16 protein-coding genes and 1 pseudogene are annotated in these 20,778 nt (G+C 65.6%); 10 read left to right on the forward strand and 7 right to left on the reverse strand.

Annotated elements, in window-relative coordinates; genetic code table 11:
* Positions 1 to 60 precede the first annotated feature (60 nt).
* Together hutC and E1956_RS08785 are read left to right on the forward strand one after the other, a co-directional pair.
* A complete protein-coding gene (gene hutC, locus E1956_RS08780) occupies positions 61 to 756 on the forward strand; it encodes a histidine utilization repressor (protein WP_134748245.1) in 696 nt (231 codons plus the stop codon).
* A 374-nt stretch (positions 757 to 1,130) separates the two neighbouring features.
* On the forward strand, positions 1,131 to 1,787 hold the full coding sequence (locus tag E1956_RS08785; protein WP_134748246.1) for a hypothetical protein: 657 nt from the start codon (positions 1,131 to 1,133) through the stop codon (positions 1,785 to 1,787).
* A gap of 115 nt (positions 1,788 to 1,902) precedes the next feature.
* On the opposite strand, the gene E1956_RS08790 is transcribed toward E1956_RS08785, so the two are convergent.
* Entirely contained in the window at positions 1,903 to 2,772 is an 870-nt protein-coding gene (locus tag E1956_RS08790) for a LysR substrate-binding domain-containing protein (RefSeq protein WP_134748247.1), read from the reverse strand.
* Positions 2,773 to 2,940: 168 nt separating this feature from the next.
* Here E1956_RS08790 and E1956_RS08795 point away from each other — a divergent pair, with 168 nt between their 5' ends.
* The 3 genes from E1956_RS08795 to E1956_RS08805 all read left to right on the forward strand — a co-directional run bounded on the left by E1956_RS08795 (position 2,941) and on the right by E1956_RS08805 (position 7,607).
* Positions 2,941 to 4,191, forward strand: a complete 1,251-nt coding sequence (locus E1956_RS08795) for an aspartate aminotransferase type Ic (RefSeq protein WP_134748248.1) — start codon at positions 2,941 to 2,943, stop codon at positions 4,189 to 4,191.
* 126 nt (positions 4,192 to 4,317) lie between these two features.
* Positions 4,318 to 5,511, forward strand: coding sequence for a helix-turn-helix transcriptional regulator (locus E1956_RS08800; RefSeq protein WP_134748249.1), 1,194 nt, complete (start codon positions 4,318 to 4,320; stop codon positions 5,509 to 5,511).
* 113 nt (positions 5,512 to 5,624) lie between these two features.
* Positions 5,625 to 7,607 carry a DUF3857 domain-containing transglutaminase family protein gene (locus E1956_RS08805; RefSeq protein WP_134748250.1) on the forward strand — a complete coding sequence of 661 codons (1,983 nt, stop codon included), beginning with the start codon at positions 5,625 to 5,627 and terminating at the stop codon, positions 7,605 to 7,607.
* A gap of 54 nt (positions 7,608 to 7,661) precedes the next feature.
* Here E1956_RS08805 and E1956_RS08810 read toward each other — a convergent pair whose 3' ends face one another.
* From E1956_RS08810 to glgC, 5 genes are all read right to left on the reverse strand, one after another.
* On the reverse strand, positions 7,662 to 8,915 hold the full coding sequence (locus tag E1956_RS08810; RefSeq protein WP_134748251.1) for a branched-chain amino acid ABC transporter substrate-binding protein: 1,254 nt from the start codon (positions 8,913 to 8,915) through the stop codon (positions 7,662 to 7,664).
* A gap of 133 nt (positions 8,916 to 9,048) precedes the next feature.
* Positions 9,049 to 9,510 carry a hypothetical protein gene (locus tag E1956_RS08815; protein WP_134748252.1) on the reverse strand — a complete coding sequence of 154 codons (462 nt, stop codon included), beginning with the start codon at positions 9,508 to 9,510 and terminating at the stop codon, positions 9,049 to 9,051.
* 138 nt (positions 9,511 to 9,648) lie between these two features.
* On the reverse strand, positions 9,649 to 10,524 hold the full coding sequence (pdxY, locus tag E1956_RS08820) for a pyridoxal kinase PdxY (protein ID WP_134748253.1): 876 nt from the start codon (positions 10,522 to 10,524) through the stop codon (positions 9,649 to 9,651).
* A gap of 193 nt (positions 10,525 to 10,717) precedes the next feature.
* Positions 10,718 to 12,211 carry a glycogen synthase GlgA gene (glgA, locus tag E1956_RS08825; protein ID WP_134748254.1) on the reverse strand — a complete coding sequence of 498 codons (1,494 nt, stop codon included), beginning with the start codon at positions 12,209 to 12,211 and terminating at the stop codon, positions 10,718 to 10,720.
* 53 nt (positions 12,212 to 12,264) lie between these two features.
* Positions 12,265 to 13,536: a glucose-1-phosphate adenylyltransferase gene (gene glgC, locus E1956_RS08830; RefSeq protein ID WP_134748255.1), complete on the reverse strand. Its 1,272-nt coding sequence runs from the start codon at positions 13,534 to 13,536 to the stop codon at positions 12,265 to 12,267.
* A gap of 452 nt (positions 13,537 to 13,988) precedes the next feature.
* Between glgC and E1956_RS08835 the strand changes: the two genes are divergently transcribed.
* From E1956_RS08835 to E1956_RS08855, 5 genes and pseudogenes are all read left to right on the forward strand, one after another.
* On the forward strand, positions 13,989 to 15,095 hold the full coding sequence (locus E1956_RS08835; protein WP_134748256.1) for an alpha/beta fold hydrolase: 1,107 nt from the start codon (positions 13,989 to 13,991) through the stop codon (positions 15,093 to 15,095).
* Between the two features lie 118 nt (positions 15,096 to 15,213).
* On the forward strand, positions 15,214 to 16,245 hold the full coding sequence (locus E1956_RS08840; protein WP_134748257.1) for a ParA family protein: 1,032 nt from the start codon (positions 15,214 to 15,216) through the stop codon (positions 16,243 to 16,245).
* A 6-nt stretch (positions 16,246 to 16,251) separates the two neighbouring features.
* The gene (locus tag E1956_RS08845; RefSeq protein ID WP_134748258.1) at positions 16,252 to 16,980 is read left to right on the forward strand and encodes a hypothetical protein; all 729 of its coding nucleotides are present in this window, start codon (positions 16,252 to 16,254) and stop codon (positions 16,978 to 16,980) included.
* A 179-nt stretch (positions 16,981 to 17,159) separates the two neighbouring features.
* Positions 17,160 to 17,415: pseudogene (locus tag E1956_RS08850) on the forward strand (alpha/beta fold hydrolase); the annotation flags it as partial.
* Positions 17,416 to 18,113: 698 nt separating this feature from the next.
* Positions 18,114 to 19,139 carry a VirK/YbjX family protein gene (locus E1956_RS08855; protein WP_134748259.1) on the forward strand — a complete coding sequence of 342 codons (1,026 nt, stop codon included), beginning with the start codon at positions 18,114 to 18,116 and terminating at the stop codon, positions 19,137 to 19,139.
* Positions 19,140 to 19,225: 86 nt separating this feature from the next.
* Here the strand turns inward: E1956_RS08855 and E1956_RS08860 are convergent, their stop codons facing one another.
* Positions 19,226 to 20,218 (reverse strand): LLM class flavin-dependent oxidoreductase, encoded by a 993-nt coding sequence (locus E1956_RS08860; protein ID WP_134748260.1) that lies wholly within the window; start codon positions 20,216 to 20,218, stop codon positions 19,226 to 19,228.
* Positions 20,219 to 20,778: the final 560 nt, after the last annotated feature.

Below are 20,778 nucleotides of genomic sequence, written 5' to 3' on the forward strand. Positions count from 1 at the left end.
GACGATACGGCCGGGGGGCATGAAGCGCACGTCGAACCCCCTGGCCCATTCGAACAGGCGATGAACGCACCCGCATACCAGGGCATCAAGGACTTCATCCTCGCGCGCATCCACGCGGGCGAGTGGAGCGAGGGCGACCAGGTGCCTTCGGAGAACGAGCTCGCGCGCGAGTTCAAGGTCGCGCGCATGACGGTGAACCGCGCGCTGCGCGAGCTCACCGCCGAGCAGGTCCTCACGCGCGTGCAAGGGGCGGGCACCTTCGTCGCGCGTCCGAAGTACGAGTCCACGCTGGTGGCGATCCGCAGCATCTCCGACGAAGTGCTCGCGCGCGGGCATGGCTATCGCGCCGAGGTGCTGGAGATCGGTGAGCTGCCCGCCGACGAAGCGCTCGCCATCGAAATGGGGCTGCGCGCGAACGACAAGGTGTTCTACTCGCGCATGCTGCACTTCGAGAACGACGAGCCCGTTCAGCTCGAGGAACGCTGGGTCAATCCGGCCGTCGCGCCCGACTATGTGGAGCAGGACTTTACGTCCACCACGCCGAACCACTATCTGATGCGCGTCGCGCCGCTCCAGGCTGTGGAGTACCGCATCGAGGCGCTCTCGCCGGAGGCCGACACCCGCGCGCGGCTCAAGATGGCCGAGGTCGAGCCGTGCCTCGTGCTGCACCGGCGCACCCGTTCGAGCGGGCGCGTGGCATCGGTGGCGAACCTCTGGCATCCGGGCAGCCGGTATCGCTTCACGGGGCATTTTTAGGCGGGCGCTTGCAGTTCGCCTCCAGCCTGTTTGCCTTGCGCTTTCAGGTTCATTCGCGCCGCTTCATTCATGCATCTGCTCCGCGCAAGGGGCTTGCAGATGCCAGGCGCTCCGAAGCAATTGTCTGCCGCCAGGCTTTATCGTGTTCGCTCGCCTGAGCGCGCGGTGTGTTGTTGGCACGCGTCACTCAAACGTTGCGACCCTGCTTATTGGGCCGCGCGCAAGGCCCGCGTGCGCCTTCGTCCCGTCATTCAGCGGGTTTTCTCGCAGCTTCCTTACCACAGCGTGCCGCGCGGGTTGCGTCTTGCCTTGCGATGCGGCTAACCTTCAGGCATCGGCAAAGCACGCTTTGCCCAAGAGGGAGGATTCCGGCAATGGAAGATTCCGGCGCAACGCTCATGCCCGTGTGGCGCGCGAATCTCGCGCTGCTCACGCGTGAAGTGGGCGCGGTCACGCGGCTCGCGAGGATGATGACGTTTTCCGCGAGCCACATGAAGCTGATCGCTTCGGGGCAGCGCGATTTCAGCGCGGAGTTCGTGCGCGGCGTGGAGGCCGTCACGGGCTTGCCCGAAGGCTGGATGGACGAACCGCACGGCACGGGCGACGTGCCCCAGGAGGCGCGCGACGCGATCGCCGACGAAACGCCGCGAGGGCGCTTTCGCGGCACCGCGCATCCGGTGCGCAAGGCGCCGGTGCTGCGCACCGAGCCGATCTTCGGCCACGGCGCGGACGCCCGGCGCGCGCAGAGCGCGGCCGCGCAGGATGCGCAGCGGCGCATGGCCGGCACGCGCAAGCTTCTGGAGCTGGCCGCGCAGGATGTGCGCAAGCTCGAACGGCATCTGAGCATGCTGCCGGTTGAGCCGGAGGCGCTGCGTGCGCGCATCGAAGACGTGATTGCTCACGCGGAGCCTGACGAGCGCGTGCGTGCCGATCTCGAAGGTCGGCTCGAGCAGATCGAGAAGCATCGCGAGCTGCTGCTTCGCCACATCACGCGCCTTCACGCGCTGCTCACGCGATCCTCCGACGATTGATCCCGACTGATCCCGACGGCCTCCGGCGAACGGCGCACACGAATAACGTGTGGCCGCGCCGGCCGCAGCGTTGGATCGCTATGCCGCGAGCGTGCCGTGCTGGAGCGGCGGCGGCTCAGATCCGCAGTTCCGCAAGAATCTGCTCGGCGAGAAAGTCGCACGGCGGCCGGTTCGAGCGGGCGCTGCGCGCGAGCACCACTTCGAGCTCCGGCAATTCCGGCAGGCCGTGCTGCCGCCCCAGCGTGACGAAGGTCTCGGGCACCGCGCAGCGCGCGAGCGGCGCGACCGCGAGACCCGCCGCCACCATGCTGCACAGGCCCATCAGGCTCGGGCTTTCGTAAGACGTGCGATAGGCGATCTTCTCGCGCTCGAGCGCGGCAATCGCATTCGAGCGCGCGACGCTGCCCGCGCTGAAGAGCGCGATGGGCAGCGGCCGCTCGCGCCAGATCTCCCGGCCGATGGCCGCGCTCGCGCTGGCGGGCGGGCCGGCCCAGACCATCGGCTCGAAGCGGATGAATTCGCCGGCGAGGCCGCGCGTGCCCGTCACGCAGGCCAGATCGATCTCGTTGTCGCGCACGAGCGGCGCGAGCGCGCTGCTCGGCAGCCCGACCACCTGAATCTCCACTTTCGGCCAGTTCGCCGAGAACTTGCGCAGCACGGGCGGCAACAGCGACGAGGCATAGTCGTCGGGCATGCCGATCGACACGCGGCCCTTGACCTCGGGGTGCGCGAGCGAGGCCCAGGCCTCGTCGCGCAGGGCGAGCATGCGCCGCGCATAGGCGATCAGCGTGTGGCCGTCCGGCGTGGGCGTGACGTTGCGCGGCGCGCGAATGAACAGCGGCTTGCCGAGCGTGTCTTCCAGTGCGCGGATCTGCATGGAGAGCGCCGCCTGCGAGCGGTGCACGAGCGCGGCGCCGCGCACGAAGCTGCCGGCATCGGCCACGGCCACCACCATCGCAAGGACGTCGAAATCGAGGGTCTTCATGGGTCTTCGAAGCGCGGTATCAGAAAAACTGATCGAAACATTCAATATAACGCGTTTGTCTGAAGATGGCGACGCTCGTATGCTGGTTCGCACGATCCGTCTTGCGCTGCCCGTTCGCACCGCGTTGCGCACCTCTCTCACGCTTTCACGCCGGGAAAACACATGTCGATGAACACGCCTGTTGATTTGAACTACGAACGATTCCGCCAACTGCGGATGCGCCTCGACATGTCGCGTGGCAAGCCCGCGCCCGAGCAGCTCGACCTTTCGCAAGGACTCTTCGACGATGCGCTCGAGGCGGGATATCGCGCGCGCGATGGCTTCGATTGCCGCAACTACGGCCTCGCGTCGGGCTTGCCCGAGGCGCGCGAACTGGGTGCCGAGCTCCTCGGCGTGCCGGCGGCGCAGGTGATTGCGGGCGGCAATTCGAGCCTCGAGCTCATGCACGACGCGCTCGCGTTCGCGCTGCTCCACGGCGTGCCGGTGGGCGAGGGCCGCAGCGCGCCGTGGCGCGCGCAGGGCGAGATTGCGTTTCTGTGCCCGTCGCCGGGCTACGACCGGCACTTCGCGATCTGCGAGGCGCTGGGTGTGAGGATGATCGCGGTGCCCATGCGCGAGGACGGCCCCGACATGGACGCGGTAGAGGCGCTTGTGCGCGAAGACGCGTCGGTGAAGGGCATGTGGTGCATGCCGCTCTACAGCAATCCCACGGGCGCCATTTATTCTGACGAGGTGGTGCGCCGGCTCGCCGCCATGCCCGCCGCCGCGCCCGATTTTCGCCTCTTCTGGGACGACGCCTACCGCTTTCACCACCTCACCGACGAGCGCCACGCGACGCCCGACGTGTTCGCGGCCTGCGCGGCGGCGGGGCATGCCGAGCGCGTGCTCGTGTTCGCCTCGCTATCGAAGGTGACGTTCGCGGGTGGCGCGCTGGCCTGGCTTGCCGCCGCGCCGGGCAACGTGGCGTGGTGGCAGCGCTGCACCGCGGTGCGCTCGATCGGCCCGGACAAGCTCAACCAGTTGCGCCATGTGCGCTTCGTGCGCGATCGCGCGACGCTCGAACGGCTGATGGCGCGGCATCGCGCGCTGCTCGCGCCGAAGTTCGCCGCCGTGGACGCGGTGTTTCGCGCGCGTCTCTCGCACGTGCCGCAGGTGAGCTGGAACGTGCCGCGCGGCGGCTACTTCATCAGCCTCTACGTGCCGCCGGGCTACGCGCGGCGCACCGTCGAGCTCGCCGGCGAGGCCGGACTCGTGCTGACGCCCGCAGGCGCGGCGTTTCCCTATGGCGTGGATCAGCAGGACAGCCATCTGCGGATCGCGCCTTCGTTTCCCACGCTCGAAGAGGTGCGGCTCGCGGCTGAGGGGATTGCGGTGTCGCTGCTGCACGCGCTCGAAGAGCGCGGCGCACGCGCGGCTTGACCGGCGCGCGGCCCTGTTGCCACGAACGCCACGCAGGCCACGAAGGCGCGCTCGCGGGTGGGGCGGCACGCGCCGAAGCGATGTGCTACAACGAAAAGCGGGTTCCATCGTCCACGTGAGGTCGACGTGTCCGCTCTCGCCACCGGTCTGCAACGCGCCATAGCGCAACGCGCACGCGAGGGCGTGGCACGCCCGCCCGTCGTGCGCACGCTTGCGGCCGGCCCGGGCTGGCAGGCCGACGACGTCGTCTGCACGCTCGGTCCCGCCGACCGCCCCTATGAGGAGCGCCACGCGAGCGCGTGCCTCGCGATCGTCGCGGCCGGGTCGTTCGGCTACCGTTGCGGGGCGGGCGGCATGCAGGGAGGCCGCCTGCGCGGCGCCGCGCGTGGTCCCGAACTGATGACCCCCGGCGCGCTCATGCTGGGCGAGCCGGGCGCCTGCTTCGAGTGCGGCCACCGCCATGGCGCGGGCGACCGCTGCGTCTCGTTTCACTTCGATCCCGCCTGGCTCGACGAGCAGGCTGCCGCCGCGGGTCTCGCGCCCGGTGCGCGGCGCTGGAGCGCGCTGCGCGTGCCGCCGCTGCGCGCGCTCGCCCCCCTCGTGGCGCGCGCGTGCGCGAATGTCGAGGCGCTCGAGCGTGGCGCCAGCGTCCCCGCTGCGTGGGACGAGCTGGCGCTTGCGCTCGCGGTGGCGACCTTGCGCACGAGCGCATGCGGCAAGGACGTGCACGGATCGGCTCAAACGATGCAAGCGGCAAGCGCGGGCTCATCGGCGGCTGCGGCGGCACGCGTGGCGGCGACGCTGCGTCTGATCGAAGAGACGCCCGATGCGCCGCATACGCTGGCGAGTCTCGCGGCGGCGGCAGGCGTGAGCGAGTTCTACTTTCTGCGGACCTTTTCGGCGGTCGCGGGTGTGACGCCTCATCAATACTTGTTGCGTTCAAGGCTGCGCATTGCCGCGCTGCGCCTGCTCGCCGGGGAAGGCGAGGGCGACGGTGCGGGGGGCCGCAACGGGCAAGGTGTGGCGAAGATCGTCGATATTGCATTGGCGAGCGGTTTCAACGACCTGTCGAACTTCAACGCAGCCTTTCGCGCGGAATTCGGCGCGAGTCCGCGTGCGTGGCGCGACGCGGCGCGCGCACGCCAGCTCGCGGCGACCTCCTGGCCGCGTGCGGCGAACGCGACGGGGGCGACGAATGCGACGAATGCGACGAATGCGACGAATGCGACGAATGCGACGCGGGCGGCGAGTGCGATGAGTGCGCCGGATCCGGCACGCGCGGCCGGCGCAATAAACGCGGCGGCGACGCGGCGGACTTGAACGCGGCAAACGCAGCCCCGACCGACGCGAAAACACCGCGCACGATACGATGTCACTCATGCGTGCAACCCATGCAGGGTACGCAGAAAACAACGAGGGGAGTGGCGCGAAGCATGAAAGAACGCGTGAGGTGCGGCGCCAGGTGGGCGGGGACCGATGCGTTCGCACTTGCATTGGCATTTGCATTGACGTTGGCGTTCGCCGTCCCATGTGCGCACGCGCAGCCACCCGCCGCCGCACAGGCGGACTCCCGCGTGGGCACCGATGCTTCGGATCTCACCGACCTCGAGGATCTGCCGCCCGCCACGCTCGAGCGCGACATCCATGTGTTCGTCGTCCAGAAGGACGGCTCGGTGCAGGAGCACGACGACTCGACGATGCGCGCCAACACCACCGCGGGCGTCGACGCCGTGGCGCAGCGCTACGTCTGGTTCAATAAGGATATCGAAACGATCACGGCGCTTTCGGCGCAGACCGTCGACCCGGACGGCACGGTGCACGAGGTGCTCCCGAGCGCGATCCGCGACGTTCAGGAGCCGCGCTCGGCGGGCGCGCCGACCTTCGAGGACGGCGTGCTGCGCACGGTGATCTTCCCCGGCGTGCAGCCGGGCTCGCGCGTGCGCCTCGAGTGGGCGAAGCGCCGCGCGAAAGCACTGCAGGCGGGCACGTTCTCGTACTTCGCTGAGCCGCCGGGCGAGCCGGTCGAGCTCCAGCGACTCGTCTTCGATCTGCCCGCGGACCTGCCGCTCCATGTCGATGCGCGCGGCTACACGGTGCTTGCTCCGGTGACCGCGAACGGCCGCACCCGCTACGCCTTCGAATATCGCCATGGTCCTTACGCAACGCTGGAGCCGGGCGCCGTCGCGCGCGTGAACTGGGGCGCGCGCCTGATGGTCACGACCGTGCCCGACTACGCGGCCTTCGCGGCGCGCTACCGCGAGGCCGCCGCCGATCCCACGGCGACCGATCCGTCCATCGCGGCCTTCGCGCGCGCGCTCACGGCGGGGCTCACCGATCCACGCGAGAAGGCCGCGCGCATCTACGACTGGATGCGCCTGAATATCCGCTACGTGGCGCTCTTTCTGGGCGAGACCGCGGCGGCCCCGCACCACGCGGTGGACATCCTGCGCGTGCGCTATGGCGACTGCAAGGACCACGTCGCGCTCTTCACGGCGCTGCTCGCGGCGGTAGGCATTCGCGCCGAGGCGGCGCTGCTCAATCTGGGCCCCGTCTACACGCTGCCATCGGTGCCGGGCTATGGCGTGGAGGCGATCGACCACGTGATCGCGTGGCTGCCCGATCTGGGCCTCTTCGCCGATACCTCGTCGGGCGGCGTGGCGTTCGGCTATCTGCCGGCCGGGGTGATGGACCGCCCGGCGCTGCTCGTCGACGACGGCGTGCTCGTGCGCACGCCCGCCACGCAGCCGCGCGAGCGCGTGGCGCGCCTTGAAATCGACGTGGGGGCGAGTGGCGCTGCCGCGTACCGCTATCGCGTGGAGGACACGGGCGCGGGCGCCGAGCCCGAGCGCAATACGTTTCGCCGCGCGACGCATCAAGAGGCGCAGCAGATCGCTTTGCAGCGCCTGCGCCAGACCGGCCTCACGGGCACGGCACGGCTTTCGACGAGCGCGCTCGATGCCACGAGCGGGCCGTTCGCCGCCACGGTCAGCGGCACGCTCGAGCACGTCGTCTGGCCCGATGGCACGACGGCGTTGCCCGCGTTGAGCAGCTTCGCGGGCGGCATCGCCTCGCAGCTCGACGCGTGGCTCGCGGTGCCGCGGCGCACGCAGCCGTGGGCCTGCGTGGGCGGCGATTTCGAGGAGCTCGCGCAAATCGTGCTGCCCGCGTTCGCGCGCGTGACGGACCTGCCGCGCGACACCTCCGCGAGCGCGCTCGCGGACGGTGCGCAACTCGACTACGCGTCGCACTACGTGTTCGATCCGGCGTCGCGCACGGTGCAGATTACGCGCCGGCTCTCCGCGCAGTTTGGGCGGCAGATGTGTACGCCGGAGCAGTACGCGCACATGCGCGATGCGCTCGTGCGCATGCAGCGCGACACGCATGCCCAGATCGTCGTGCGTGCGAAGGGCGGGTGAAGCGCAAAAGGTGCGAGAGGAGCGGCGTGAGCGCAGCCGCGCTTCAGTCGCACTTCAGCCGCCGTGCGTCGTCACCGGCACCCAGGCGCCCTGCTTGACCTGATAAAGCGTCGAGGCGCCGTTCCTGAGCGCGCCGTGCTCGTCGAAGGCGATGCGGCCGGTCACCCCGCCGAAGGACAGTGTCCTGAGCGTGCCGCGCCAGGCATCGGGATTCGCCGACTTCGCCGCCATCATCGCGTGAATGGCGGCCCAGGCGGCGTCATAGCCAAACGGCGCGTAGGCGAGCACATCGGCGCCGAAGCGGCTCTTGAACCGTTGCTCGAAGCGCGGGCCATCGGGCAGTTGCGCGAGCGGCCGGCCGTACTCCCACGCGAGCGCGCCTTCGCCCGCCTGGCCCGCGAGCCGCACGAACTCGGGGATCGCCACGCCGCCGCCGCCCACGAATTGCGCGCTCATGCTGCGCGCCTTCAATTGCCTGACGAGCGCCGCGGCCTGGCGCGCGAGTCCGCCGAAATAGAGCAGGTCGGCGTCGGCGGCCTTGATATGCGCGAGCTGCGGGCCGAAGTCGACGACATCGCCGGAGTCGCCCGCCGCGAACTCGCGCGCGACCACGGTGCCGCCGTGCGCCTTCACGGTGCGCTCGAACACGTCGGCCTCGCCCTGGCCGAACGCGCTGCGGTCGTCGACGATGGCGATGCGCCGCGCCTTCATCACGTCGACGGCCCAGGCCCCCGCAATGCCCGCGTTCTGCGCGTCATTCGAGATCACCGTGAAGACGTTGGCGAAGCCCTGCGAGGTGATGATGGGATTGGTCGCGGCGGGGTCGATCATGGGGATGCCGGCGCTTTCGTAAATGCGCGAAGCCGGGATCGCGGTGCCCGAGTTGAAGTGGCCGACCACGGCGGCCACGTCCTGATTCGAGAGCTGTGCGGCGGCCTGCACGCCCAGGCGCGGGTCGGCGCGATCGTCGATGGAGACGAGCTCGAAGTGCGCCGTCTGATCGCCGATCTTCACGCCTTGCGCGTTGGCTTCGTCGAGCGCGAGTTGCACGCCGTTTTGCAGGTCGCGGCCATAGTCCGCGTAATCACCGCTCAGGGGCGCGACAAAGCCGATGCGCACGGTGAGCGGCCCGGCCGCGCCGGGCGCCGCTGCGCGCGCCGAGCCGCCGGGCGCTGCGGCAAGCACGCACGAGAGCGCGCCGAGCGTGATGGCGAGCAGGGCGGCGCGGCGCGCCGGCCGCGATGGCTGGTTTGGCGCGGGATGCGGCAGGTGGTGCGGCGAGCGGCGGGGCGTGTGGCGCGGTCTCATCTTGACTCCTTGTCGACCAGAGTTAGCGCTTTAGCTATCCCACGCAAAGCTCTGGGCTCGGGCGCGGCAGTGTTCTTGTACGTTGCGGCTCTATTGTGATGCCTGTGTTCTGCACGCCGTCGCGACCGCGCACTCAATGCGCCGATTGCATCGCAAGGAGCGTTTCGCGCAGGCGTGTGAGCGGCGCCATGGTGTCTTCGTTCGCCCAGCCTTCGAGGTCGTCGAGGGCGCGGTTGCAGCCGTCGAGCACGACGTCGAGATCGACGGGCACGCCATTGGCCAGCGCGAGGCGCACGATGGCCTCGAAGCGTTCGCAATCTTCATCGCCATAGGCGATATCGAGGTTATCGGCGATGGTCTGCGCGATGTCGCTGCGCTGGCGGTCTTCCTCGTCGACGAGGTCGATGATGCCGCGCGCCACTTCGGGCGCGTGGTAAAGCGCGATGTCGAGCCATTGCGCGGCGTCGAAATCGGCTTCATGGCTTTGCTCTTCGAAGTATTCGATCGCTTCCTGCTCGTGCGTTTCGCCGGCGTCGACGGCAAGGCACAGCTGCTCGAAATACTCTTCCTGTTCGCTACGGATAGGGTGGGACATCGGTCAATCTCTTCACTAACGGTGGGCCTCGCGCCCAGATGCTGAAATGCGCATCGCGCATGTGGCTCGCATTATAGGATGCGCGGCCACGCAGTCAGCTTTTGCAGTCAGCTCATGCAGTCGACCGAGGCCACGCACTCAGGCCATGTCGAAGGCCCAGGCGTCGAACCATTCGCGCGGGCGCGCGATCTGGTCCTGCGCCGCGACGATCTCCAGTTCGTAGCGCCCCGCGTCGTAGGTGGTCTTCACGACCGCGTTCACGGCGGCGAGCGTGTGCTCGAAGGCGGGGCGCAGCGCGTCGCCGTTCATCAGGCGCGCGACGAAGATGGCGCTCGTGATGTCGCCCACGCCCACGGGCTGGCGCGCGAAGTGATAGAGCGGACGCTGGCCGAGCCACGCCTCGCGCTCGCTCACGACGAGCATGTTGAAGGTGTCCGCCGGGCTGTTGCGGTCGAGCAGATGCTTCACGAGCACGAGCTTGGGCCCGCGCTGCAGCAGTTCGCGGCAGGCGTCGACGGCTTCTTCGGCGGTCTCGATCTCGCGGCCGACGAGCCGTTGCAGCTCGCTGTGATTCGGCATCAGCGCGTCGGCCACTTCGGGCATGTGCCGGACGAGAAACTCCTGGATGCCCGGCTCGACCTTGCAGCCGTTGCCGTTGTCGTTGACCGAGCCCATCACCGGGTCGCAGAAGTAGCGCGCCTGCGGGTTGGCGGCCTTCACGGCGCGCACGATGTCGATCACCGCTTGCGCCTGCTCGGGCGCGCCCAGGTAGCCCGAGAGCACCGCATCGCAGCGCGGCAGCACGCCGATCGCGCCGATGCCTTCGACGAGTTCCTCCATCTGCTCGGCGTCGATCGCGCTGCCGCTCCAGTGGCCGTACTGCGTGTGGTTCGAGAACTGCACAGTATTGAGCGGCCATACGTTCACGCCGAGGCGGCGCATGGGGAACACAGCGGCGCTGTTGCCCGCATGGCCGAACACCACGTGCGACTGGATGCTCAAGACGTTTTTCATGGGCGGTCAGTGGGGGGCGCGACAATTCGCGCGGTGCAGCAACGATAACCGAATTCTTTGCGCCCAGTCGATGGCCGCGTGTGCGCAGTGTTGCGTTCAGCCGTCGCGTTGTCTCGGCGGCCGTGGATCGTCGTGCGAAGTGCTGGCGCTATTGGGCGGCACGTGCCGGCCCGTACGCGCCGGATTGCACGCCTCAGGTCAGCTCGCGATAGAGCGCCATGTAGCGTTGCGCCGACGCGGCCCAGCCGAAGTCCTGCTGCATGCCATGCGCGCGCGTCTCTCGCCAGTCGTGGCCGCGTGCGTAAAGCGCGAAGGCGCGGCGGATCGCGGCCGCGAGCGCGTCGGGCTCGAAGCGCTCGAATACGAAGCCGGTGGCGAGCCCGTCGGCGAGATTCTCGAGCGAGGCGTCGACCACGGTGTCGGCGAGGCCGCCCACGCGGTGTACGAGCGGCAGCGCGCCATAGGCGAGCGCGTAGAGCTGCGTGAGCCCGCACGGCTCGAAGCGCGAGGGCACCACCATCACGTCGGCGCCCGCGACGATGGCGTGCGCGAGCGTCTCGTCGAAGCCGAGCTCGACGGCCACGGCATCGGGATGCTGCTGCGCCGCGCGCGCGAAGCCCTGTTCGAGGCTCGCATCGCCGGTGCCGAGCACGGCGAGCTGGCCGCCGCGCCCGACGATCTCGGGCAGCGCGCCGAGCAGCAGGTCGAGGCCCTTTTGCTCGGTGAGGCGGCTCACCACGCCGAACAGCGGCGCGTCGTGCCGCTGCGCGAGGCCCAGGCGCGCCTGCAGCGCCGTCTTGCAGCGCAGCTTGCCGCCCATGTGCGCGGCCGAGTAATGCGTGGCGATGGCATCGTCATGAGCCGGATTCCAGATCGCGTAGTCCACGCCGTTCAGGATGCCCACGAGATCGTGCGCACGGCCCTTGAGCAGCGCTTCGAGGCCGCAGCCCTGGGCGACGGTCTGGATCTCGCGTGCATAGGTCGGGCTCACCGTCGTGATTTTGTCGGCGAAATACAGGCCTGCTTTCAGAAACGAAAGCTGACCGTAGAACTCGACGCCGTGCATGTCGAAGAAGTCGGCGGGCAGGCCCAGCATGTCGAATTGCTGGGCCGGAAAGATGCCCTGATAGGCGAGGTTGTGAATCGTGAAGACGGAGCGCGTATGCAGGGCGGCGGAATGCGGGCCGGCAAGCGGGCCGGCATGGCCGCGCGCCCTCGCGGCGGCGCGCAGGTAGGCGCTCGCGAGGCCGGCATGCCAGTCGTGCGCGTGCACGATGCGCGGCGCCCAGTCGGGGTCGGCGTGTTCGGCGAGCTGTGCGGCCGCCCAGCCGAGCAGCGCGAAGCGCTGGGCGTTGTCGCCGTAGGGCACCTGCTCGGCGTCGAGGTAGGGGTTGCCTGGGCGCGCGTAGAGCGAGTCGGCGCGGATCATGTAGACGGGGAGGCCGTTGCCCGGCAGACGGCCCAGCTCGAGCGACGCCTCGGGCGCGCCGAAGCTGCGCGAGAGGCGCGCGATGGGCCGCAGGTCGGCGAGGCCCGCGGCCACGCTCGCGAAGCCCGGCAGCAGGACGCGCGCATCGGCGCCTTGCTCGATCAGCGCGACAGGCAGGGCGGCGGTGACGTCGGCAAGGCCGCCGGTCTTCAGCAGCGGATAGAGTTCGCTGGCTACATGCAGGACGCGGATCGTCATCGGTCTGGGGTCCTTTGCGCGCTCGCGCGGTTCTTCGGCTATTGCCCGGCGTTTCAGCTCCCGCGCCCGATCTTCTTCAGCATCTCGTCGGTCACCAGCACGATGCCGTTCTCGGTCCGGTAAAAGCGCTCGCCATCGAGCGCGGGATCTTCGCCGATCACGGTGCCGTCGGGGATCGTGCAGCCGCGGTCCACCACCACCCGGCGCAGCCGGCAGCTCGCGCCCACGGTCACCTCCGGCAACAAGACTGCCTCGGCAATGTTGCAGAACGACTTCACGACCACATTCGACGAGAGCACCGAGCGTGAAATCTGCGAGCCCGAGATCACGCTGCCGCCGCACACGATCAGGTTCGTGCCCGAGCCTTGCAGGCCGTTCAGGTCGCGCACGAACTTGGCGGGCGGCAGTTGCTCCTGGTAGGTCCAGATAGGCCAGTTGCGGTCGTAGAGATCGAGTGCGGGAATCGTCGAGGCGAGGTCGAGATTGGCGGACCAGTACGCGTCGATGGTGCCCACATCGCGCCAGTAGGGCTCGGCCTTCGGATCGGACGAGACGCACGACAGGCTGAACGGGTGCGCGATGGCATGGCCGTCGGTGACCACGCGCGGAATGATGTCCTTGCCGAAGTCGTGGTCGGTGGCGCTGCGCGAGATGTTCTCCTCGAGCTGCTTGAAGAGATAGGCCGTCTCGAACACGTAGATGCCCATGCTCGCCAGCGCGATGTCGGGGTGGCCCGGCATCGCGGGCGGGTCGTCGGGCTTCTCGACGAAGCCGGTCACGCGGCGCGACTCGTCCACGGCCATCACGCCGAAGGCGCGCGCATCCAGACGCGGCACCTCGATGCAGCCGACGGTGCAATCGGCGCCGCTCGCGGCGTGGTCGGCCACCATGCGCGTGTAATCCATCTTGTAGATGTGGTCGCCGGCCAGCACGATCACGTATTTCGGCGAGATCGAGCGGATGATGTCGAGATTCTGGTAGACGGCGTCGGCGGTGCCGCGATACCAGTGCGCGCCTTCCACGCGCTGCTGCGCGGGCCACAAGTCGACGAACTCGTTGAATTCGCCGCGCAGGAAGCCCCAGCCGCGCTGCATGTGGCGCAACAGCGAATGCGCCTTGTACTGCGTGACGACGGCGATGCGGCGGATGCCCGAATTCAGGCAGTTCGAGAGCGCGAAGTCGATGATGCGGTACTTGCCGCCGAAGTAGACCGCCGGCTTGACGCGCTTGTTGGTGAGCGGACCGAGACGGGTGCCGCGTCCGCCCGCGAGCACGATCGCGAGCGTGGTGCGCTGCAGATCGTTGAGGCTTGCCGGAGTTTCCATGATCGTCTCCTTGTTGTGCCCCCGGGGTGTCGCCAGGTCCGCGTCCGCCGGCTCGTGTGCCGGAGGGTGTCTGGTGGGCCGCCGAGGTCGGGCCGCACAGACGGAGCCGCCGAGGTCGCGCCTTGCAGGCCGGCCTGCAAGGCGTGCAGGCGGTCATGCCTGAGTGCCGTTTGCATGTCGCCTGGCCGCCGCCGGCCTCGCTTTTGTGACCGCGCAATGAATGTTCTAGCACCGAATGCCGCGTCGCGCGAATTCGCTGCACAAGGCGGCGGTGAGCGGCGCCTGCGCGAGAGCAGCAAGCTGCTTGCCCGGACGGTTCGCGGAGCATCGCGCGCATCGCATGTTGCTGCGCTGCCCGCATGCGGCGCGCATGGCGGATAGAATCGCTGACGTTTCGCACGTCGCGCAGGCTGGACCTTGAAGGAGCAAGCCCGCGTGAGGTCACGCCACTCATGACGACATCGCCCATGCCCTCGATACGCAAGCTTTCCACCATCGCCGCCTGTTGCGCCGCCGCATTCGCGCTTGCCGCCTGCGCCGCCGGGAGTGGGGCGAGCGCGCCGTCCAACGCCGGCGCGCCTGCCGCGTCTGCCGCAAGCAAGCCGTCCGACGGTCCCGCCTATGGTCCCGAGCTGCAGGGCTTCGAATACCCGCACCCGGTGCACGAGTTCACCTTCACGTCGCAAGGGCAGACGCTGCACATGGCCTATATGGATGTGCAGCCGCAGAAGCCCAACGGCCGCACGGCGGTCCTGCTGCACGGCAAGAACTTTTGCGCCGCCACTTGGGGCGAGACCATTACCCAGCTCGCCGATGCCGGCTATCGCGTGATCGCACCGGACCAGATCGGCTTCTGCAAATCGAGCAAGCCTGCCGCTTACCAGTTCAGCTTCCAGCAGCTCGCACGCAACACGCACGCATTGCTCGCGTCGCTGGGCGTCGAGCGCGCGACGATCATCGGCCATTCGACGGGCGGCATGCTCGGGGTGCGCTACGGCCTGATGTATCCGCGCGAGACGGAGCAGCTGGTGCTCGTGAACCCGATCGGGCTCGAGGACTGGAAAGCGAAGGGCGTGCCCTCGATCTCCGTCGACGACTGGTACGCGCGGGAACTGAAGACGAGCGCCGACGGGATACGCAACTATGAGCAGTCGACCTACTACGCGGGCCACTGGAGCGAGCGCTACGAGCCGTGGGTGCAGATGCTGGCCGGCATGTACCGGGGGCCGGGCAAGCAGCAGGTTGCGTGGGATTCGGCGCTGCTTTACGACATGATCTACACGCAACCGGTGGTTTACGAATTCGGCCAGTTGCGCATGCCGACGCTGTTGCTGATCGGTCAGAAGGACACCACCGCGATCGGGAAGGATCTCGCGTCCGCCGAGGTGCGCGCGAAGCTCGGCCATTATCCGGAGCTCGGCAAAGCGGCTGCGAAAGCGATTCCGCACGCCTCCCTGGTTGAGTTCCCGGACCTCGGCCATGCGCCGCAGATGCAGGACCCGCAGGCCTTTCATAAGGCGCTGCTGGACTGGCTGGCAGAGGCGCCGGGAAACCATTAACCATTGACAAAGAGTCTCTGTCACCCGCCCGTGGAGACGAAGACAGGAATGCGGTAGTATGCTATCGCTTATTTTGCTCCGCTTTATGCGTCGCAACGTTCCCAATCTAAGGTGAGCCGTGACTAAGATCGTTTCTCTCTACAACAACAAGGGTGGAGTTGCGAAAACCACGACCATCTTTAATCTCGCGGTATTTCTGTCGAGAGGAAAAAAGGTTCTGTTGGTTGATTGTGATCCGCAGTGCAATTGCACGGAATTATTTTTTTGTTCCGGTGATAATTTCGATGATCCGGATGTTCAACTTCCCGGCACTACTATCTACGAAGCATTGAAGCCGCGCTTCGATGGTGATACGGCGAGAATTGATGCCAGAAAGGTAGAGCTTGCGCAGTCGGCAATTTACAAACAACTCTTTCTTCTACGTGGAGATATAAACTTCTCACGTGCTGAGCAAAATTTTTCTGTTGCCATAGCTCAAGCTGTTACCGAGGCTGTTCACGAAAAGAATACTTACGCTGTTTTGACAAGGTTGTTCCGGGATCTTGCAAGTTTGCATGGATTTGACTATGTGCTTTGCGACGTTGGCCCGAGTGCGGGTTCTATAACGCGTATGGTCATACTAGCATGTGATGGCGTTTTTATTCCTACAACTCCTGATCGCTTTTCGTTTCAAGCGGTACAAGGCATGGGGTCAATAATAGGCGACTGGCTTACTCGGCATGATACTGTGGTTGCCTCTTTTGAACCATTCGGCCTAGACGCGTTTTTTCCAAAAACGGAGTTTTACGGAGCTATTTTAAATAATTACAAGATTCATCGTGCTGGGAAAAAGAAGGCTTCATACCAGAAGTGGGAGGAACGAGTGAAGGACGCACTTATCAATATGCTCGGAAACTCCAAGCTTAAGCGCTTCGAACCGGTTATTCCGGAGTTGCTATTGAATCCTTTCGTGGCGTCCATCCGCGATGTGGGTCCAATGGCACCTGTCGCGCAGCTTGTCGGGAAGGCGATCTTCGATATTGATCAGAAAGATACGGAGCTCGCCTCATCTGATGGTGACTACTATCGTGGCGCGGTATGGGGGGAATGGGTGAAGCGCAAAGATGAATATCAAGCGGAGATCGCAAAACTAGCAGCCATCATGATCTAGGATATCATGGCAAAACCGTATACCCTCGTCGCGTTATTGGACGTCTTAGCGTATCGTAATCATCTTAAGGCTGATCGCTCTTCGGGGAGTGAGGCATTCAAGGTAAAACTTGAATCGGCGCTTTCAGTCTTAAGCTCGATCAATGAGACGGAAATTGCATATCAGGCGATCAGTGACACAATTATCATTGCCGCCAACCCCTCGACTTCAATTTCGGATTTTATTGGCACTATTGCTGAGGTTCAGCGAGCCTTCCTGGAAAGTGGTCTTTTGATTCGAGGTGGGGTCGCGTTTGAGCAGCACTTTAAATCGGGAAATTTAACATACAGCCACGCTTTGGCAGTTGCATATGAGTTAGAGCAAAAACAAGCAATTTACCCGCGCGTCGTCGTAGATAAGGGTGTAATTGAGATGCTGCGCTCCGGGAGTCGATTTTCTGAGGCTGACATTCAGCGGTTACAGCATGAATGCATGATTTGTGTGCAAAATGGGGTTTATTTTATTAATTTTGCTGCAAATCACATTGATTGGTGTTATGAGAAGGCCAAATTGATATTTGAGGATGAGTATTTGACTCTAGAGGGGCGAGAAGCTGAGCTTGCAAAGCATCGCTGGTTGCAGGATTATTTGGTCATCGTTTCGGATCGCCGCCTTTCAAGTTATATGGGCGGAATCTCAGTGCTTACTCTCCTATCTCAGGACCCGCCAACTCAGGCAACTGAAATTGGTGAATAGCCTTTCGTTGAACGTCTGCCGGTGAGTGAAGGCGTCTGATTGGTCCGAGGTCGCAAGCGTCTTTCCTCGGAAATCCGCGAACAACCGTTTTATCGCCTCAGTTACCGGTATTTTCCGCTAAAACCCTTATGGAATAAGGACTTGGGTGACATCGGCGAAAATTTTCAGATGCACGTAGCTACACGCAGCCGGTGGTCCACGAATTCGGTCAGTTGCGCATGCCGACGCTGCTGATGATCGGTCAGAAGGACATCGCCGCGATCAGGAAGGATCTCGTGCCCGCCGAGGTGCGCGCGAAGCTCGGCCATTACCCGGAGCTTGGCCGCGCGGCCGCGAAGGCGATTCTGCACTCGACCCTGGTTGAATTCCCGGACTTTCGGCCATGCGGCGTAGATGCAGGACCCACAGGCGTTTCATGAGGCGCTGCTGGCCTAGCTGGCAGCGGCGCCGGCGAACCACTGAACGTTCGAACGGTTTTTTATCCCGCCACCGAAATTTCCATGGGAACCGCTTGTCGTCAGGCTGTAGACGGCCTTGTCGCCGTCGCTCGGACATTCCGGAGGCGGGCTCCGTTCGGAAACGGCCATTCGGTTCAGCGATGAGAGCGGTGTTCAACCTCGCGCTCACCGCTGGGCGTGCGACCGACAAGGCCGATAGCCGGCCAGTCCCGACCTATGATGAGACCCCATTTTAGAATACAAAACTTATGATGCTCGGTTTGCGCTAGGCGTCCGATAAAATATGCGGTAATATTTGGTTGCGTTTGAAATATTCCGTAATATTCAGGGCCCATCCATTCATCGCAGGAATGCTCGCAAGAGCTGTCCGAAGGGCGGGTGCATGACTCGCGCCTGATGGCGCTTGTCGAACGCCAGCGATCAGGCCCGCTGCAGTCGATAAGGAGTCCGATGCGTCTGCGCGGGCAGTTTGATGTGTCCATGCTGTGTCGACATACGCGTGCACTAGCGGTCCGGATTGAAGCGCTGTCGCGTTAGACGACCTGCCGTGCGCGCGACGTGACCGGGCACTTTCTTCAGGCCTTTCCCGAATTTTCTTCAAGTCAGCCTCCTTATGACACGTTCGCTGGCAGCGACTCGCGTACTGGTCGCGGCTGCCTGCGTGCCTGGACCTTCATGAAAGTGCAAAACCGATCGCGGCTATTGATGTCAATCTCTGAAGTTCGCCACCTGCTGTCCAGGTCGATCCCTGGGCGAACGCCCCATGACCTCTTCCGGCGGGCCCGCGTGCTGATGTACGCGCTGCTCAACCCGTTTGCAGCCCGCATCTGGTTGAAGGCACTGACAACGAACGCTCTGCTCGCGGATATTGCAGCCCGCAACCGGCGCTTTCTCGAACGTCCCTTTCATTGCTTTGCGCAGGCCGATATGCGTGCGCGCGAGCGTGCCGAGCTGCTGTGCGGTCATTTTCGGGTCTTGCGGGAGCTGTTTGGCGAAGATCTCGTGCGCAGGCTCTACCTGAAATCGGAGCACGTGACGTTGGCATCGAGTGGCAGGTATGCGCTCGTCGTGAGCGAGCCGGTACGCTGCTGGCGCGAAGGGTTGCTTACCGTCGCCTGGCGCGATGTGTTCGAGCGCGTCGATCTTGCGTGGGCAACCATCAGCTTCGAAAGGCATGCTCAATCAGGCAAGCGCAGTGCGCTGATCGGGGGCCTGCAAGGGCCCGCCGGCGCGGACCGGGAGCGTGTGCGCGAGGCCACGCGCGCATGCCATGGCCTACGACCGAAGGCCGCTGTGATGGAAGCCGTCAGTGAGCTCTGCAGGATGGCGAGGACGGACGCGCTCACTGGCGTGACGAAGAAGACGCACGTTTCCGCGGCAACGACGGTCCGGTTCGACGCGGACTATGACGGCTTCTGGCGTGAGCTGGGCGGGATTGAAGCCGACGGGCGGTTCGTGCTGCCGCTTCGCCCATATCACCGCGACATCAGCGAGGTGCCGTCAAAGCGGCGGGCTGAATTTCGCAGGCGGCAGACGCTGATTGCGGATTTGCAGGAGCAGCTCGATCGCGCAGTCAGCGAGGCGCTGAGCGCGGCTGTGAAGCTGCCTCATCCGGGTCACGCTCACGTGAAGGCCGGCGACCCTCTGCCGGAACTTGCTGCTGCGCTGGCAAGCAACTACTGTGACGCGGAACCTGCGTGACGGCCATGTCATGGCGTCATGAGGGGAGAGTGAAGGAGTCGCTGGCCAGGCGGCTCCTCTGCTGACGTCCAGGCACGCCAGCGGCTTCAGCGAGCGGCCATCTCCGCGCGCACTTCCGCAGCAATCTCGAACGAGCGCAGCCGCTTGGCATGATCGTAGATCTGCGCGGTGACGATGAGCTCGTCCGCGCCGGTTTGCTCGATCACCGAGGCAAGTCCCGCGCGCACCGTTTCCCGGTCGCCCACCACCGAGCACGCGAGTGAATGCGCGACGCCCGCAAGCTCGAATTCACTGGCCGCGATTTGCGCCACCGGCGGCGGCAACTGCCCCGGCGTGCCGCGCCGCAGATTCACGAACTGCTGCTGCACCGAGGTGAACAGCAGGCGCGCTTCGTCATCGGTTTCGGCGGCGAACACATTCACGCCCACCATCGCGTGGGGTTTCGCGAGCTTGGCCGATGGGCGGAACTGCGAGCGATAGACGCGCAGCGCGCTCAGCAAATGATCGGGCGCGAAGTGCGAGGCGAATGCGAAGGGCAGGCCCATCGCCGCGGCCAGCTGCGCGCCGAACAGGCTCGAGCCGAGGATATAGAGCGGCACGTGCAGCCCGGCGCCGGGCACCGCGCGCACGCGCTGGCCCTCGACGGGCTCGGCGAAGAGCCGCTGCAGCTCGGCCACATCGTCGGGGAAGGCATCGGCGCTTGCCTGCAGGTCGCGGCGCAGCGCGCGCGCCGTGGTCTGGTCCGTGCCCGGGGCGCGTCCGAGGCCCAGGTCGATGCGGCCCGGATAGAGCGCCTCGAGCGTGCCGAACTGCTCGGCGATCAACAGCGGTGCGTGGTTGGGCAGCATGATGCCGCCCGAGCCCACGCGGATCGTGCGCGTGCCGCCGGCCACATGGCCGATCACGACCGAGGTGGCGGCGCTGGCGATGCCCGTCATGTTGTGGTGCTCGGCGAGCCAGTAGCGGTGGTAGCCCCAGCGCTCGGCATGCTGCGCGAGGTCGAGCGTGTTGCGCAGCGCGGCGCCGGCGTTCGAGCCGGCAGGCACCGGCGAGAGATCGAGGACGGAAAAGGGAATCATGGGCGGGTGGCGTTCCGGAGTTCATGAGGCGCCGCCGCGCGAGCCAGGCCCCGGATACGCCGCGCGGGCGGCGGGGCGGCTGCAAGGCAGACGCAAGGTGCGGGCCATTGTGCCAAAGCGCTCCAGATCGTGCTGGAGGCCTCCGGTAATCCATGCGCCTCATGGGGTTTCAGGCGCGGCTCAAATGACGCTAATTGAATCGGAATAATTCCTGTTTATAAGCCTATTTACGTCAGCTCTACACAATCTCGATTCGATGTCGTTAACGAGGTGTTTCAATACGTTTACCAGATATTTTCGGATTCGAATGAGATTGGAAGCTTGACGTGAACGCCATGAAAGAATCGTTGCCTTTGCAAGTATGAGAAGCATTTTTGCGGGGGCCGTAGAAGCGGTGCGCGGACGTTGCTGCTACAATTTTCGCCTTTGAATCAGGGCCCAAGCAGTGCGATGTGGCCTTGTCTTCTGGCAGCACTCAATCGATTCCTCAGTTGATTTGCTTCGCATCAAAAAAAGTGTAGCCGACTGTTACGTTGATGGCGGCGAATATGTGGCGCGGC

Origin of the sequence: Paraburkholderia pallida, assembly GCF_004524855.1 — a bacterium.
GTDB classification, from domain to species: Bacteria; Pseudomonadota; Gammaproteobacteria; order Burkholderiales; family Burkholderiaceae; genus Paraburkholderia; species Paraburkholderia oxyphila.

Coding starts and splice junctions, on each gene's coding strand:
- hutC (WP_134748245.1), top strand. CDS start 61: ATGAACGCACCCGCATACCAGGGCATCAAGGACTTCATCCTCGCGCGC.
- E1956_RS08785 (WP_134748246.1), top strand. CDS start 1,131: ATGGAAGATTCCGGCGCAACGCTCATGCCCGTGTGGCGCGCGAATCTC.
- E1956_RS08790 (WP_134748247.1), bottom strand. CDS start 2,772: ATGAAGACCCTCGATTTCGACGTCCTTGCGATGGTGGTGGCCGTGGCC.
- E1956_RS08795 (WP_134748248.1), top strand. CDS start 2,941: ATGAACACGCCTGTTGATTTGAACTACGAACGATTCCGCCAACTGCGG.
- E1956_RS08805 (WP_134748250.1), top strand. CDS start 5,625: ATGAAAGAACGCGTGAGGTGCGGCGCCAGGTGGGCGGGGACCGATGCG.
- E1956_RS08810 (WP_134748251.1), bottom strand. CDS start 8,915: ATGAGACCGCGCCACACGCCCCGCCGCTCGCCGCACCACCTGCCGCAT.
- E1956_RS08815 (WP_134748252.1), bottom strand. CDS start 9,510: ATGTCCCACCCTATCCGTAGCGAACAGGAAGAGTATTTCGAGCAGCTG.
- pdxY (WP_134748253.1), bottom strand. CDS start 10,524: ATGAAAAACGTCTTGAGCATCCAGTCGCACGTGGTGTTCGGCCATGCG.
- glgA (WP_134748254.1), bottom strand. CDS start 12,211: ATGACGATCCGCGTCCTGCATGTAGCCAGCGAACTCTATCCGCTGCTG.
- glgC (WP_134748255.1), bottom strand. CDS start 13,536: ATGGAAACTCCGGCAAGCCTCAACGATCTGCAGCGCACCACGCTCGCG.
- E1956_RS08835 (WP_134748256.1), top strand. CDS start 13,989: ATGACGACATCGCCCATGCCCTCGATACGCAAGCTTTCCACCATCGCC.
- E1956_RS08845 (WP_134748258.1), top strand. CDS start 16,252: ATGGCAAAACCGTATACCCTCGTCGCGTTATTGGACGTCTTAGCGTAT.
- E1956_RS08855 (WP_134748259.1), top strand. CDS start 18,114: ATGAAAGTGCAAAACCGATCGCGGCTATTGATGTCAATCTCTGAAGTT.
- E1956_RS08860 (WP_134748260.1), bottom strand. CDS start 20,218: ATGATTCCCTTTTCCGTCCTCGATCTCTCGCCGGTGCCTGCCGGCTCG.